Annotated in this window: 15 protein-coding genes; 4 read left to right on the plus strand and 11 right to left on the minus strand. The window is 65.4% G+C overall.

Annotation, left to right across the window (positions count from 1 at the left end; translation table 11 throughout):
- Window positions 1-316: 316 nt before the first annotated feature.
- Window positions 317-1,393: a DNA primase regulatory subunit PriL gene (priL, locus tag ACNA7R_RS03130; RefSeq protein WP_416282076.1), complete on the minus strand. Its 1,077-nt coding sequence runs from the start codon at window positions 1,391-1,393 to the stop codon at window positions 317-319.
- 165 nt (window positions 1,394-1,558) lie between these two features.
- On the opposite strand from priL, the gene ACNA7R_RS03135 reads away from it, so the two are divergent.
- The gene (locus ACNA7R_RS03135) at window positions 1,559-2,419 is read left to right on the plus strand and encodes an alpha/beta fold hydrolase (RefSeq protein WP_416282077.1); all 861 of its coding nucleotides are present in this window, start codon (window positions 1,559-1,561) and stop codon (window positions 2,417-2,419) included.
- 15 nt (window positions 2,420-2,434) lie between these two features.
- On the opposite strand, the gene ACNA7R_RS03140 is transcribed toward ACNA7R_RS03135, so the two are convergent.
- The 5 genes from ACNA7R_RS03140 to ACNA7R_RS03160 form a co-directional block, all read right to left on the minus strand.
- A complete protein-coding gene (locus tag ACNA7R_RS03140) occupies window positions 2,435-2,749 on the minus strand; it encodes a HalOD1 output domain-containing protein (protein WP_416282078.1) in 315 nt (104 codons plus the stop codon).
- 134 nt (window positions 2,750-2,883) lie between these two features.
- Window positions 2,884-3,627, minus strand: a complete 744-nt coding sequence (locus ACNA7R_RS03145) for a DNA polymerase sliding clamp (RefSeq protein ID WP_416282079.1) — start codon at window positions 3,625-3,627, stop codon at window positions 2,884-2,886.
- Between the two features lie 152 nt (window positions 3,628-3,779).
- Window positions 3,780-4,775 carry a response regulator gene (locus ACNA7R_RS03150; RefSeq protein WP_416282080.1) on the minus strand — a complete coding sequence of 332 codons (996 nt, stop codon included), beginning with the start codon at window positions 4,773-4,775 and terminating at the stop codon, window positions 3,780-3,782.
- Window positions 4,776-4,901: 126 nt separating this feature from the next.
- Window positions 4,902-6,014, minus strand: a complete 1,113-nt coding sequence (locus ACNA7R_RS03155) for an ATP-binding protein (protein ID WP_416282081.1) — start codon at window positions 6,012-6,014, stop codon at window positions 4,902-4,904.
- Window positions 6,015-6,064: 50 nt separating this feature from the next.
- Window positions 6,065-6,967 (minus strand): winged helix-turn-helix transcriptional regulator, encoded by a 903-nt coding sequence (locus tag ACNA7R_RS03160; protein WP_416282082.1) that lies wholly within the window; start codon window positions 6,965-6,967, stop codon window positions 6,065-6,067.
- A 193-nt stretch (window positions 6,968-7,160) separates the two neighbouring features.
- On the opposite strand from ACNA7R_RS03160, the gene ACNA7R_RS03165 reads away from it, so the two are divergent.
- Both ACNA7R_RS03165 and ACNA7R_RS03170 read left to right on the plus strand, forming a co-directional pair.
- Entirely contained in the window at window positions 7,161-8,423 is a 1,263-nt protein-coding gene (locus ACNA7R_RS03165; protein ID WP_416282083.1) for a DUF2334 domain-containing protein, read from the plus strand.
- Window positions 8,420-9,964 carry a glycosyltransferase family 2 protein gene (locus ACNA7R_RS03170; RefSeq protein WP_416282084.1) on the plus strand — a complete coding sequence of 515 codons (1,545 nt, stop codon included), beginning with the start codon at window positions 8,420-8,422 and terminating at the stop codon, window positions 9,962-9,964. The genes ACNA7R_RS03165 and ACNA7R_RS03170 overlap by 4 nt, the downstream gene beginning before the upstream one ends.
- Before the next feature lie 235 nt (window positions 9,965-10,199).
- On the opposite strand, the gene ACNA7R_RS03175 is transcribed toward ACNA7R_RS03170, so the two are convergent.
- A complete protein-coding gene (locus tag ACNA7R_RS03175; RefSeq protein WP_416282085.1) occupies window positions 10,200-10,688 on the minus strand; it encodes a hypothetical protein in 489 nt (162 codons plus the stop codon).
- Window positions 10,688-10,981 (minus strand): UPF0175 family protein, encoded by a 294-nt coding sequence (locus tag ACNA7R_RS03180; RefSeq protein ID WP_416282086.1) that lies wholly within the window; start codon window positions 10,979-10,981, stop codon window positions 10,688-10,690. The genes ACNA7R_RS03175 and ACNA7R_RS03180 overlap by 1 nt, the downstream gene beginning before the upstream one ends.
- A gap of 208 nt (window positions 10,982-11,189) precedes the next feature.
- Here ACNA7R_RS03180 and ACNA7R_RS03185 point away from each other — a divergent pair, with 208 nt between their 5' ends.
- Window positions 11,190-11,975, plus strand: a complete 786-nt coding sequence (locus tag ACNA7R_RS03185) for a 23S rRNA (uridine(2552)-2'-O)-methyltransferase (RefSeq protein ID WP_416282087.1) — start codon at window positions 11,190-11,192, stop codon at window positions 11,973-11,975.
- On the opposite strand, the gene ACNA7R_RS03190 is transcribed toward ACNA7R_RS03185, so the two are convergent.
- The 3 genes from ACNA7R_RS03190 to ACNA7R_RS03200 are packed head-to-tail and all read right to left on the minus strand — an operon-like array spanning window position 11,976 to window position 14,899.
- Entirely contained in the window at window positions 11,976-12,230 is a 255-nt protein-coding gene (locus ACNA7R_RS03190) for a hypothetical protein (protein ID WP_416282088.1), read from the minus strand.
- 55 nt (window positions 12,231-12,285) lie between these two features.
- Complete coding sequence (locus ACNA7R_RS03195) at window positions 12,286-12,474, minus strand: CopG family transcriptional regulator (RefSeq protein ID WP_416282089.1); 189 nt, start codon at window positions 12,472-12,474, stop codon at window positions 12,286-12,288.
- Window positions 12,475-12,523: 49 nt separating this feature from the next.
- Window positions 12,524-14,899, minus strand: a complete 2,376-nt coding sequence (locus tag ACNA7R_RS03200) for a twin-arginine translocase subunit TatC (RefSeq protein WP_416282090.1) — start codon at window positions 14,897-14,899, stop codon at window positions 12,524-12,526.
- Between the last annotated feature and the right edge of the window lie 77 nt (window positions 14,900-14,976).

Consider the following 14,976-nt stretch of genomic DNA (forward strand, 5'->3'; position numbering starts at 1 on the left):
GCCGACGGCCTCGACGACGACGCGGACGCACAGAACGCGGTCTAGGTGACGACGGCTTCCGTCCTGCACCACCTCCGTAGCCGCCAGCGAGTCGAGATCCTGGCCCCGTGACTACTCCTCCTCGAGTTCGAACAGAACCGAAAGTAGGTCCGGACCGCCAGGAACCTGGAGCCTCATCGTACCGTCACGATCGGTCGATCTCACAGAAGACTGCGTTCGAACCGACGTGTTCGACCGCGGATTCGCCGCCCGGTTTCCATCTCGCCACTCGAGACTGAGGCCCGTTGTCGGTTACCGAAACGGGCGGTTCGGACGATCAGTCTCCGGCCGCCGACTCCTCGCCTCCCTCGCGCCAGTCCTCGAGTTCGTCCTCGTCGGTCTGGTCGATGCGTTTCTCGTAGTAGGCCATCGGGTGGGGAATGCGCTCGCAGAGGTCGTCCTTGTTCACGCAGTCCCCGTAGGACTGCATCGTCGCACAGGAGGGCGGGGAGTACTCCGTCGGTGACGTCTCGCCGCCGATGTGGTCGGTCTGGTAGCGGGTCATCTCCTCGCCGAACGAGGAGTTCACCCGGTAGAGTTCGACGATCTCGTCGGTCGACATCCCGATACTCGTCAGGAAGGCGGTGATCGCGAACCGGGAGTGGTGGGGCAGGTGTTCGCCCTTCTGGATGTCGTCGAGCAGCGCCTTCATACACGGCGGGAACAGGTCGGGGACGACGGTGTCGATCTCGCGGGTGAGATCGAGTTCGGCCAGCACGTCGCGGATCTCCTCGGCCTCGGGCTCGAGGGTCGTCGCGATGGCGTCGGGCACCGCGAAGGGAAGCCCCTCCTCGATCCGCTCGCGGATGGCCTCCCGGAGTAGCGTGTGCAGCTCGTCCTCGTCGATCGGCACCTCCCCGCCCGAGAGCGCCCGGTTGACCAGCCGCCACCGGTCGTCCCTGAGTCCCGCCGCCAGCGGGAGGTAGCGGCCGACGCCGATCCGGTACCCGTCGTCCGTCGACCGGACGGCGTCCTCGAGGCCGAACTCGGCGAGCAGGTCCTCGAGCTCGAGCCCGGTGGAGCTGACGCTTTTGAGCTCGACGGTGTTCTCGATGTCGGCCGTGAACCGCTCGTGGGCGGCCTCGGCCTCGGCGCGGGCGTACTTGCGGATCAGGATCCCCTCGTCGACCAGCGAGACGAGGACGCGGGCGACAGGGTAGGAGAGCAGTTCGGTTCGGGGGTCGCGGTGGGGGTCGCCGATCTCGCCGTCCTCGAGCGCGGTGCTCACGCGTTGGGACGCCCGCTCGACGACCGCCCCGTCCTGTTCGACGATCGTCGCCAGATCGACGGCTTCGGTCGCCACGGCCTCGCGGGCGGCCTCGAGAAACGGGTACCGAGCGTGCAGTCGCTCCATCGGTAACGTAGTGTTACTCGGGGAGGTTAAGCGCCCTGATTGTCCGGCCGTCTCGGCGCTCGGAGCCAAAACGACGTTACTGTCGGTAACACGCCCTTACCGATTTCGAGGGTCGGCTCTGCCTCGAGGGTCGATTTCAAGGGCGTCCGACGCGTCGACACGGGTATGCCACGGGTCACTCGAGACGGCGTGTCGATCTACTACGAACGCGACGAGGGGGAGGGGACGCCGGTCGTCTTCCTGCAGGGACTGGGCTTCGGGCGGTGGATGTGGCGCTGGCAGCGGGAGGCCGTCGCCGGCGACTACGGCGCCATCGCCCCCGACAACCGGGGGACGGGTCGCTCCGAGGCCGGGCTCCCGCCGCTCGTGGGCCGACTGCCGCGAAAACTTCGTGCTCCCCTGATCTTCAAGTTCGCCGGCTACTCGATCGGCGGGCTGGCCGCCGACCTCGAGGCCGTTCTCGACGACGTCGGCATCTACGACGCCCACATCGTCGGGGCGAGCATGGGGGGGATGGTCGCCCAGCGCTACGCGCTCGAGTACTCCCGGGCGAAGACGCTGACGCTGTGCTGTACCACTCACGGCGGAGTCGACGCAGTTCCGATCCCCGACGAGACCCAGGAGCAGATGTTCGACACGCCCGACGGCGCGAGCGAACGGGAGGTCATCCGCCACCGGATGCGACCCGCCTTCAACGAGCGGTTCACCAACCGGAACCCGCACCTGATGGATCGCATCATCGAGTGGCGCTTAGAGCAGGACGCCGGCGCGCCGGCCCGGGAGGCCCAGGCGGCGGCCGCCCTCGAGTTCGACGTCAGCGATCGGCTCGAGCGCATTCGGGTGCCGACGCTGGTCCTGCACGGGACGAACGACCGGGTTCTCCCGGTCGCGAACGGCAAGCTACTCGACGAGAAGATCCCGGACACGCGTCTCGAACTCGTCGAGGGCGGCTCGCACTGTTTCTTCATCGAGGACTCGGAGCTGGTCAACCGGACCCTGCGCTCGTTCCTCGACGAGCACGAGTGAGTCTCTCCGGCAGTGTCAGTCGCCGCCGGCGAACGCGCCGGCGCTCGAGGGGCCGCAGACGCGGATCCGGCCGTCGGTTCGGACGTCGACGTCGAACCCGGCGTAAGAGAACCGAAGGCTGTGGGTTCGCTTTCCTGCCGTTCGACGGGCGTGGGTACACAGCGAGTCGAGCGCGTCCGGATCGATGACGGCGTACAGCGGCTCGAGCTCGAGCGGGTCGACGTCGGCGGCGGCCCCGACTGCGTCGAGGACGGCCTCGCTGGCACTGTCGCTGGCGGGATCGAACGTCGCCTCGTATCGGCTATCGCTGGGGTCGCTGGTGGAGGGCATGCGCGTTCTCTCTACACGAAGGATACTGGTAGGATGACTGCTTACCATATCGACGTTTTAAACCCTAGCTCGAGTGAGATACCGTCGCACGGGAACGAGTAGCTATCGAACGTGATCAAACGAAAACGGCGGCGTCAGTCGCTCTGGATCCGCGGCGCCAGCATGTAGGTGACCTGTCCCTGGCCCTCGGCGAACCCGAAGTAGATCTTGACCGGGAACTCCTCGCCCAGGTCGAGGGTGACCTCGGCGTCGCCGGGGATCGCCTTGTCCATGTCCTTGAGATAGTCGAGCGAGAACAGCGAGTGGGCCGGACCGACCTGCAGGTCGATCAGGTCCTCTTGGGTGAGCTCGAGGTGGACGTCGTCGGTGTCGCCCTCTGCGTCGACGTAAAAGTACTCCTCGCCCTCGTCGACGCCCAGCGCGATGTGGTCGGAGACCATGTCGGCGGCCTTCACCGAGCGGTTGACGTCCTTCCCCTCGAGGACGACCCGCGCGGGCAGGTCCAGTTCCGGGATGTCGGGCTCCTGGCGGATCGAGTCGGGGTCGATCAGCGCCAGGGTGTACTCGAGCCCGTCGATCTGGATGTGGAGCTTGCGGGTCTCCTCGTCGAGTTCGAGCTGGATCAGCTGTCCGGAGTCGGCCATCCCGGCGATGTCCTCGAGTCGGGAGAGATCGACCCCGATCAGCCCGCCGTCGGCCTCGTAGGACTCGAACGCCGCCGCCTCGAGCGAGAGATCGACCATCCCGACGTTCGCGGGATCGACGGCCCGGATTTCGAGCCCCTCCTCCTCGAGATGGATCTTGCACTCGTCGACCAGCACGCTCACCGAATCGAGCGCGCTGGTGAGCGTTTCCGCGCTCACGATGGCCTTGAACATATGGATCGAGGTACGGACGGTCGCCATAAAAATGCACTCTTTACGCGCGAGCGTGACGCGGGCGCGGAGAAGATAACTACGGAACGGACCCGGCATCCCTCCCCGGACGAACCGAACACGTCGACCGTCGGAAATGGCGACGCATCGAGGGTTCAGACGGCGTCGACGTCCGTAATCTCGAGCCGCTTCCCGCCGTCGACTACCGAGAGCGTCCAGCCGTGAGCGTCGGCGATGGCGCCGGCGATCCGGTGCCCGAGGTCGTTCCGGCCGTCGTGTCCACTCTTGCTGTGTGTGAACACTGAGCTAACGGGCGCCGAGGAACCGTCGATCCCCTCGCCCTCGATGAAGAACCCGCCGTCGAGGGCGCCGACCGTTACGCCTCTCGGTCGACTCGCCTCGCCCTCGAGGAGGGCGTCGAACACGCGCTCGAAGAACCGGACGAACCGATCGCGGTCCGCCAGTGCACGCAGCGTCGCCGGAACCCGCATCTCGAGGGTCGCCTCGGCGTCGGGAGGGAGGGGCCAGCCGGCTTCGGCGGCGGCCGCGACCGAAACGGGTTCGAGTTCGTCGGCGACGTCGCCGGCCCGAGCGAGCGCCAGCAGGTCCTCGAGAATCTCCTCCATCCGACCGTGTGCGGTGTCGACCTCCTCGAGAAACGGGCAGCTCTCGCCGTCCTCCCGGGCCAGCGCGAGGAAGCCGGCGGCCGCGGTCAGCGACCCGCGGAGGTCGTGGACGACGACGTCGGCGAACGCCTCGAGAGCCTCGTTCGATCGCTCGCGGCTCCGTCCCTCCCGGCGTCGAACGACCGCTCGCTCGATCCCCTCCGCGAGGCGTTCGTGCCTCCTCGCGTCGTCCTTCCGAACGTAGTCAGTGACGTCGTTCGCGATCGCCTCGCTCGCGACCGCCTCCGATCCCGACCCGGTAAACAGGATCACCGGCTGTTCCGGATCGAACCGGCGGACGGCCTCGAGGAGTTCGATCCCGTTCGGGCCCGGCAGTTCGTACTCGCAGACGAGACAGTCGTACTCCCCGCCACGAACCCGCTCGAGCGCGGCTTCGGGATCGGACGTCGCCTCGACGGTCGTCGCCTCGCTTCCCCGCTCGAGGGCCGCCACCGTGCGGTCGAGCGCCGCCTGGTCGCCGTCCACGCAGAGTACCCGTCTTCGTCCCTCGCTCCCTCCCATCACGCGATCGAACGATCCGGTACGCCTTAACGTTGCGGCGCCGGAGCCGCGCTCGAGTCGGCAGACTGCGGACGGATAGATCCGTTCGCGTTAGCCGGATTCGAGGCGGATCCGAACGGTCGTCCCCGCGCTCCGCTCCGGATCGCTCTCGATGGCGAGGCTCCCGCCGTAGCGATCGACGAACGTCCGCACGAGGTAGAGACCGACGCCGGTTCCCGTCTCGTCCGTGGTGTAGCCGCGTTCGGCGGCCCGCCGGCGGTCGGCCGCCGGGAGTCCCGGCCCGTCGTCGGACACCGCAAACTCCACGCCACCGTCGGGCTCCCGGGTGACGGTTACGGCGACCGTCCCCTCCTCGTCGCCGTGAACGACCGCGTTCGTCAACACGTTCCGGACGACGACGTTGAGGAACCGATCCGCGCGGACCGGAACCCCCTCGTCGGGGCGGTCGAACGTCACCGTACAGCCCTCGTACCGGCTCTCGAGTCGATCGATCTCCTCGTCGATCACGGCCTCGAGATCGACCGACTCGAGGTCGACCTGTGGCTCCTCGAGGGACTCCACCATCGCTCCGACCGACTCGGTGAGCTCGACGATGTGTTCGCCCGCCTCCTCGATCCGGGAGACGGTCCGGGTAGAGTCGGGATCCGTCGCATCGAGCGCCCCGACCCACCCCAGGACGACGGCGGCGTCGTTTCTGATCTCGTGGCGGACCAGCCAGTGTAACACCGCCAGCTCGTTTCGCTGGCGTTCGATCTCGGCGACTCGGCGGCGCCGCTCGATGGCGTAGGTGACGGTCTGCTCGAGCAGCCGCGGCGTCACGCGATCCTTCACGAGGTAGTCCTCCGCACCCCGTTCGACCGCCTCCCGTCCGACCGCGGCGTCGTCGATTCCGGTCAGGACGACGACTGCCGTCTCGTCGACGGTTTCGAGAACGGTATCCAGTGTCTCGAGTCCCGTCGAATCGGGGAGGTTCAGATCGAGCAACACCAGACCGAACGGCTCGCCGTCGCCCTCGAGCGCAGTCCGGGCTTCCTCGAGCGTGCCGACGGTCTCGACGGTCGTGGTCGAACCGCTCGCATCCTCGTCGTTCGGCGCCGACGCCGTTCCCCGCTCCCGGTACAGCATCGTCCGATACAGCCGCGCCTGCAGGTCGTCGTCCTCGACGAGCAGTAGTGTTCGAGAAGAAGACTGTCCAGCGAGCATAGGTAAACACAGGAGAGGGGCTCTCAAAGCTCCTCCGGCCGAACCCGCGTTCAGGACGCGTCCTCGTCGGCGGTCGACTGTCCCGTCTCGCCGTCGACTCGCTCCTCGAGCAGTCGACGCCACGGCTCGCGAGCCTCGATGGCGGCTGCCCGATCGGCCTCGATTCGATCCAGTTCCGCTCTTGCACGACGATACGGCTCCGTCGATTTGACGGCCGACCCGAGGTGGGTCTCGACGAACTCGAGTCTGTGACGACGCGTCTGAACCTCGCGGGCGATCGGCGCCTCGTCGGCGAGTCGACTCAGGTCCTCGATCGCTGCCCGTAGCTCGCGTTCGGTGATCGGTTTTCGCAACAGTCGATCCGCCGGTACCGAGACGTCTGCTGGCGTCACCTGCATCGACGTAAGGATCGCGATCGGCGTTCGCTGATCGGCTCGAGCAATCGACGACGCGACTTCGCCGCCGTTCATCCTCGGCATAGATCGATCGAGGACCGCAACGTCGACGGACTCGTCGAGACCGTCGAGCGCTTCTCGCCCGTCGGTCGCCGTCACGACATCGTAGTCGGCAGTGAGCCACAGGTTATAGAGTTCGAGCAGTCGGCTGTCGTCGTCGGCGAGCAACACGGTCGGGATCCCGGCGCCGGTCACGTGGGTTGTGTCCCACTCCGCCATCGATTCGAGGATCGCGTACAGTTCTCGACCCGATTCGGTGAGTTCGTACTCGACACGGCGGGGCTGTTCCTGGATGACGTCACGCGAGACGATGCCGTGTTCACAGAGATCCTCGAGATTGTTCGAGAGGACCTTACTCGAGATCCCGTCGAGTTTGTGCTTGCAGTCGCCGAACCCGAGTCGTCCTTCGGTCGCCAGCGCGACGATCAGCCGTGGCTTCCACTTGGTTCCCAGGATCGAGCCCGCCACCGACTGTGCCGGATTCGGCGTTTCAGTCATGATTATCGTTTTCCGGACACGTTCTCGTAACGCCTCCGAAACGATAAATCGGACGACAGGGTGGATCACAAGGGGATGGTAACCTCGAGGTAACCCGGAGAGGATACCTTCGACTCGGCGTCGATAGTCGTTCCGAGATTCCCTTCATCCGGCAATGACTGCACATTCGGCCCGTTGCCCTCGGTGTGAGACCATGTCGGTCGTCGACGAGCGAATCGTCGAACACGACTGTGGGCACATTGCCCCGTTCGACGCGTTCGAAGACGCCTGCGAGAAGTGCGGTCGGAAGGCCGACACCGAGACGCTGTCCGAACTCCAGACCGTCCCGCGGTGTACGGAGTGTGGCTACCGCTCACCGTTGGAGCCCGACGCGGAGGCGGCCGGTCCTCTGCCTGCGGTATCCTTTCCGACGCTTCCGACCCCGGAACAGAACCTCAGCTGGATTCCAGCCCGGTTCGTCCCCGAGTCGCGGTTCAGGCGGGGCGTTCTCAGCACCGCACTCATCGCGATGGTGCTCGTCGCCGGCATCGCCGGCGCCGTCTCCGTGACGCCCATGCTCGAGTCGGAACCGGCCGACGAGGCGTCGGTCGGGACGGACGCGAACTGGGAGGAGTACGACTCGATCGTGATCTTCAGAAACGACGACATCCAGCCCTGGTACAACCAGGAGGAGTTGCGCGCGGTCGACGACGTCTTCATCGAACAGGAGGTACCGGTAACGCTCGGTATCATTCCGGATACGAACGGCAGCGGCGCCCTGACCGACGATCCGGAGCTCTGTGACTACCTGCGGTCGCTCGAAGCTGACCACTCTGACCAGTTCGAGATGGCGATCCACGGGACCACCCACGAACCGGTGACCGACTTCTACGGTGCCAGCGAGTTCGGCGGTCTCTCAGAGGCCGAGCAACGCGAGCGACTGGCCGAGGGGGAGGCGCTGCTGGCCGACTGCGTCGACTCGCCGTCGTCGACGTTCGTCCCGCCGATGAACACCTACGACACGACGACCGTCGAGGTGCTCGCCGAGTCGAACTACACCGCCGTCTCCGGAGGCCAGTGGTTTACCGACCAGTACTACGAGACCGACAACGGGACGTACTTCGGAGCTGGCGGACTCACCCACGTTCCCGAAACCCAGTCGTTCGAAGACTGGAGCGCCTACGAGGAGGCCGGCGGAGATGATGACGACGTGCCGTTTCACGACCTCGAGACGCTGACCGACTCGTTCGACGCGTCCCACGAGCGAAACGGGGTTCACGTCGTCATGATCCACTACCAGTACTTCACGACCGACGAGCGACTCGAGAAACTCGAGTCGCTGATCGAGCACATGAAAGGCGAGAACGTCGGCTTCCTGACGATCGAACAGTTCGCCGAGGGCCTCGAGGACGGAACTGTCGAGGAAACGGATGACGGCTGGCGCGTGCTCGAGCCGGTCTCGGCGGAGGATCGATGAGCGTCGAGCGACCGGTCGGTAGCGCGCTCCGCCTCGGACGGACGGTTGGGCGTGGTCTCCGGGCCGTAAAGTGGCGCTCGGTCGCGCTGTTTCTCTCTGCCCTGGTGCCGTTCGGGCTGTTGATCAACGTGATGAGCGTGGGGACGCTGTACGCGATCGCGCTGCTGGGGGTGCTTTTCGTGTTGTACCTCCTCTGGAGCTACTACGTCGTCGAGCACAACCCCCGGTACGAATCCTGGTTCGGCATACGAACGCTGATCGCTGGCGGGGTCGGCTACTTCGCGGTGATCCTCTGGCAAGGCTGGCTCAACCCGTCACCGATTGCCATCGTCCATCTGGGCGCGATCGTGTTGATCTTCGCGTACTACTGGTTCATCGCGTTCATCGCATTCTTCCACGACCAGATCGGCCGTTCGAAGTATACGCCGAGCCCGCCGTATCCGGACGTAACCGTTCTGATTCCCGCGTACAACGAGGCTGGATACATCGGGCGGACGATCCAGGCGCTGCTCGACGCCGACTACCCTGAAGACCGCCTCGAGATCGTCGCGATCGACGACGGCTCGACCGACGACACCCTCGCCGAGGCGAGCGCGTTCGCTGCCGCCTCCGAGCGGGTTTCGGTCGTCAGCAAGGCAAACGGCGGCAAGTACTCGGCGCTGAACTACGGGTTGCTGTTTGCCGACGGCGACGTCATCGTCACCGTCGACGCCGACAGCATTGTCGATCGAAACGCCCTGAAACGGATCGTCGCTCCACTCGGGGCCGACTCCGATATCGGTGCCGTTGCGAGCAACGTCACCATCTGGAACCGCGATTCGCTCGTCACGCGCTGTCAACAGCTCGAGTACACTATCGGCGTCAACATCTACCGGCGGGCGCTGGATTACTTCGGGATCGTGATGGTCGTCCCCGGCTGTCTGGGCGCCTACCGCCGGGAGGTGCTCGAGGAGGTGTTCGCCTACGATCCCGATACGCTTACCGAGGACTTCGACGTCACAATGAAGGTGCTCCGGGCCGGTCACCGCGTCTCGGTCAGCGACGCCCGCGTCTACACGGAGGCGCCCGCGACCTGGCGGGATCTCTACCGCCAGCGCCTGCGCTGGTACCGCGGCAACTACATGACCGTGCTCAAACACTGGTCGGTCGTTACCGATCCCTCCTACGGCTACCTCAGCCGGATCGCGCTGCCGTTCCGTCTGGTCGAGATGTTCTTCCTTCCGCTGGCGAGTTTCGTCATTCTCGCGTACATCGGCTGGCTCGTCCTCGCGGGCCACGTGATGACCGTCCTCGCGGTGTTCGTCTTCTTCACAAGCATCATCTTCCTGATCGCCGCCCTGGGGATCCAGATCGAGGGCGAGGACTGGCGGCTGCTCGTCTACGCGCCGCTGCTCGTCGTCGGCTACAAGCAGTTCCACGACGCGCTCAACGTCCGGTGTCTGGTCGACGTCCTGAGCCGTCGGGATCTCGTCTGGACGCGGGCGAACCGAATCGAACAGGACTCGAGCGCGGAGGCGGAGTCCGCGCCGTCGGCCGACTGACCTTCCGGCTCTCCGTCGTCCCGTTCGTCTCGAGCCGTCCGATCGGATCTGGCGATCGAACCCATGACGCGGAAAGACCACTACTACAACTACTCCTCCCGTCTGGTTCATCTACTAACTGAACGCGTCTCCATCCGACCGAGGACGCTGATTCATACGGATTGCTGTAACGATTTACCGGCGCAACCGCCGCACGGGTCGCGGTTGCACCGGTAATGACTTACAGTAAACCGTATCAGTCCCCCAGTTCTCGGAGCTTCTTCTGCACTTGCGTGTAGACTTTCGGATGCAGGTTCATTCCCTCGTCCACGAGGTCGTACAGGACATCGGTTGCCTCATCCGCCGTCAAATCACCTTTGTTCGCACACCTGAGCAACAGCGTCGTCACCCACCAGCACTCGACGCCGTGACTCCGGGCGACCTCGATCAGTCCTTTGTCGTTAGCGAGAAGAATCTCCTCGTCGGTCTCTGCCAACAGGATCACCGACGCGTCGGCCACCGCAATTCCCTCCATCGACGCCACCTCGTCGGCTGCGTCCGGCGTTCCGTGAACGGCTACATCCGCCAGAAACTCGTCGAGCGTCGCGGTACCACGCTTCCCCTCGGTGAGGACTTCCTCCCGGACGTCTTCCGTCGTTCGAATATCGTCGAAGGCAGTCGAGACGAGGTCGAGTCGCCCGACCCACGCGAGCGGAATCAGCGCGGAGGAATCGACGACGACCATTAGATGCGCTCGAGATCGCGCTCGAGGTCGTCCGTCGTGTACCCGACGTCGATCCCCTCTTCGGCTGCGAGGGTCAGCATCTCGATGTACGGGACGTCCGCCAGCTCCGCTGCCTTCCGCAGCGTGATGCGGTGGTCGCGGAGCTGGTCGAGTGCCCGCTCCTTGCGCCAGTCGGAGAGGCCCTGTCGGATCAGGCGGCGAAGTACCTCCGACCGATCGGCGCTCAACTCCGTCTCGAGTTCGGCGAGGGCCTCTTCGTCGTCCTCCGGGATGCGTGTGGTGACCGTTTTCATCGTTACGATCCACTACGTTACGATACGTAATAGACGTAACGGAGAAGATCTGCGCTTCCGCTTAGCGATGAAACGCGTATACAGCGCCCGACGGCTGACCGATACTATCCGATGTGCCTTTCCGGGTCGGGGGCGTCTCATTTCGTATGAACGCACATTCGCCGACCGTTCCCACGCAGAACGTCTCACGGAGTTCGGTGAAGAACCCATGACGCGGAAAGACCACTACTACAACAAGGCGAAACAGGAGGGGTACCGCAGCCGAGCGGCCTACAAGCTCAAGCAGCTCGACGATCTCGAGAACGTCATCTCCGGCGGCGACACCGTCGTCGACCTGGGGGCGGCACCCGGCGGCTGGCTCGAGGTCGCCGCCGAGCGCGTCGGCCCGCAGGGACGGGTCATCGGCGTCGACCTCCAGCGGATCAAAGACCTCGAGATGCCCGGCGGCACCGATCGAATCGAGACGATCCGCGGCGACATGACCGAGGACCGAACCCGAGACCGGGTTACCGACGCCGCGGGCGGTCCCGTCGACGTCGTCGTCTCGGACATGGCGCCCAACATGTCCGGCGAGTACTCGCTCGACCAGGCCCGGTCGCTACACCTCGCTCGCCAGGCGTTCGAGACGGCTCTCGACCTGCTCGACAGCGGCGGCAACTTCCTCGTGAAGGTGTTCGAAGGTCCCGACGTCGACGCGTTCCGGGCCGACCTCGAGGACGAGTTCCAGTACGTCCGGGCGACGGCGCCCGACGCCTCCCGCGAATCGTCCTCGGAGCTGTACTTCATCGCCAAGGGGCGGCTGACGGGGCCGGTCCGAGAGGGCGACGAACTCGAGGTCGAGATCGTCGACGTTGGCAGCGAGGGCGACGGCATCGCGTCGGTCGAGGGCTACCGGCTGTTCGTTCCCGAGACCGAGAAGGGGGATACCGTCGAGGTTCGCGTCGACGACGTCAAGCCCAACTTCGGGTTCGCCGAACGGATCGATCGGGACTGACTACTCTCGCTCGTAGCTGATCCGAACCGTCGTCACCGACTCCTCGGCCGTGGCGACGTACAGCTCCTCGAGGTCGTCGAACACCGCGGGCGGCAGCTCCCCCTCCCCGTCGGCGTGCTCGGCTTTCGCGACGGCGAGTTCGTCGTAGAGGTGGGCTGTCGCCTCGTGAAGCGCGCGCTGGACCGCCTCCGTCGCCGGAAGTTCGACGGTTCCGTCGGGCGTGTCGGATTCCTGTTCAGTCGTGGAGGGCGTCATGGAACAGGGTACACCGCCGAGCCCCCATAAGCAATCTGGTCCCGGGGATCGGTAATTACGACTGCTCGCGCTCGTCAGACTCGAGGCGGCCCTGTCGGTCGTCGATCTCGTCCAGGATATCGAGGGTCTTGCGGACGGAGGCGCGGATCGCGTCGCTGCGGTTGACGAACTTGCCGTCGTCGCCGACGTGGTCGTCGAGGTCGTCGAGCAACTCCTGTGGAATTTCGACGCTGATCTTGGGCATGGACGATCGTTCGCAGGGAACTCCCTTAAGCCGTCGGCGACCGGTCCGACTACTCGGGTGTCGGCGTCGCCTCGGGTTCGGGGTCGGGACTGCCGCCACCGCCGCCGCCGAAGAAGCGGCCGCCGCCGGTGAGCACGTACAACACGGCGAGTCCGAGCATGTAGGTCAGCGCGATCGGGATCGCGACCAGCAACATCGTGAGGATCCCCTTCGGGCTGAAGAACGCGGCGGCAGTGAAGATCGCGACGACGATGGGGCGCCACCGCCTGAGCATCGTTCGGTAGCTGACGATGCCGCCGACGTGGAACAGCGCCATCGTGACGATGATATTAAAGAGGAACCCGACGCCGAGCGTCGTGTAGATCACGAGCCACGAGAAGCTGTTGATCCGGTAGGAGACCTGCATCCCGTTCGTGACGGCGTCGGTGATCAGGTACGAGATCACTGCGGGCGCGATCCAGTAGAACCCGATGAACAGGCCGATCGCGAACCCGCCGATCATCGCGCCGCCCCAGAGGAGCATCACCCGCGGGTCGCCCCGGACGAGACCGCGCTCCCTGGCGGCTGGCCAGGCCCAGTACAGGATCAGCGGGGCGACGGCGATGATCGCCAGGATCGTACTGACCTTCACCATGAAGATCAGCACCTCGACGGGGTGGAGGGCGATAACCAGCCCCGCCTCGTTCAGGATCTCCGTGATCTCCGCCGTCGAATCGGCGGCGGCGATCTCCTCCTCGCTCATCTCCGTGACCTGGGCGAGGGCCGCGTCCGGCACCCGTTCGACGAACTGGGTGAGGACGACGCCGAACCCGCCCTGATAGAGCGCGACGAACGTCCCGCCGAGGACGACCATGAACACGCCGACGATGTAGAACATCTTCGAGGTGAGACTGTTGAAAATAAAGGCGAGGTCGTAGGCGTAGCCGCCGATGTCGTCCTCGGTCGTCTCCTCCTCGGTGAAGGCGTCGAGCATTCCCGCGGCCGTACTCGAGAACAGCCCCTCGTCCTCTCCCTCGTCCGCTGGGGCAGCGCCGCCACCGGCCGCGCTGCCGGCACCCGCGCCGACGTTCGAGTCGGCGCCCGGGCCGTCGTCGGACTGCTGCCGTTGTCGCTGTTGTTTCTGCAGGCCGTCGTACCGATCGAGGATCGCCTGGGCCTTCTCCCGGTTGTCGTCGTACATCGCCTGCCGGGACTGCTCGAGGGCCTCCTCCTCTTCCATCTCGAGGAAGACCGTCGCGGGAACTTCATCGATGTCCTCGGCTCCGAGCGTCTCGAAGTCGACGTCCTCGGCGGTTTCGGCGGTCCGGATATCGTCCTCGCGCGGGTAGACGGGCGACTGCAGGACCTTCACCGTGTAGGCGAGCAGGATGAGTCCGCCGACGGTCGCGGCGACGATCGCGGCGATCGCGAGCAGACCGAGCGCGCCGTAGTCGACGTACAGCTCCCAGAAGCCGACCGTTCCGCCCTCGGGCTGGAGCCACGCCGGCAGGTTCGGATACACTTCCTGGTTGACGAACGCGAACCCGCCCCGGACGATGAAGATAACCGACCCGATGGCCACGAGCACCATGAGTCCGACGAACTGGACGAGTCGCCGTTTCATCAGGCCGGTCCCGGTGTCGAGTTCGGCTGCTCCCCGACGGCGGACGTTGGTGACGACCTTCGCCAGCCCGAGGCTGAAGACGTACAGCGCGAACAGCGGCATCGCCCACATGATCAGCGTGAACGGGTCCGGCGGGGAGAACATCGCGCCGAAGACCGTGATGGCGACCGCGGCGTGGCGCCACTTGTCACGGAACAGCTCGTAGGAGACGATCTCCGTGTACGCGAGGACGCCCATAAACAGCGGCATCTGGGCCGCGAGACCGAACGAAAGCGTCAGCAGCGCGATGAACTCGGTGAACTCGGTAATCCCCCAGCTGGGGTTGACGCCGGCGTCGAACGCGACGGCGCCGAGGAAGTCGAACGCGAACGGGAAGAAGATCGCGTAGGCGTAGAAGATCCCGACCCAGAACAGCACGAACGAGGTTATCGCGAAGCCGACCATGTGTAGCCGGGAGATCGGTACCGTCGACCGGAACCCGCGCTCGCGAAGCTTCTGGCGCGAGAAGTACAGCAAGGCCGGAATCGCGACGATGATTCCCACCAGCATCCCGATCTTCGCCTGCAGGAGGATGACCTCGAAGGGGGTTCGGGTAATGATCTCGGTCGCGTCGGCGACGACCTGGTTCATCTCCGAGGTCGCGGTCCGCTCGAGGAAGTCCCAGATCCAGACCCGAAGCGCGTAGAAGGATCCGAGGAAGCCGAGGACGAAGACGATAAACACCTTCTGGAGGTGCGTCTGGAGGCTCGAGAGCATCGCGCCGATCGTCTCCCGGCCGGTGTTGATAGCGCGGACCGTGTCCTCGTCGACGGCAGAACTCATTTACTGGTGGATTGTAGCTGACATCCGGTTATCAACCTTTCGTGTACGAAACGGCCGTCTCGGGAAACGACGGCGGC

It is taken from the genome of Natronococcus sp. (genome assembly GCF_047921035.1).
Classification (GTDB): Archaea; Halobacteriota; Halobacteria; order Halobacteriales; family Natrialbaceae; genus Natronococcus.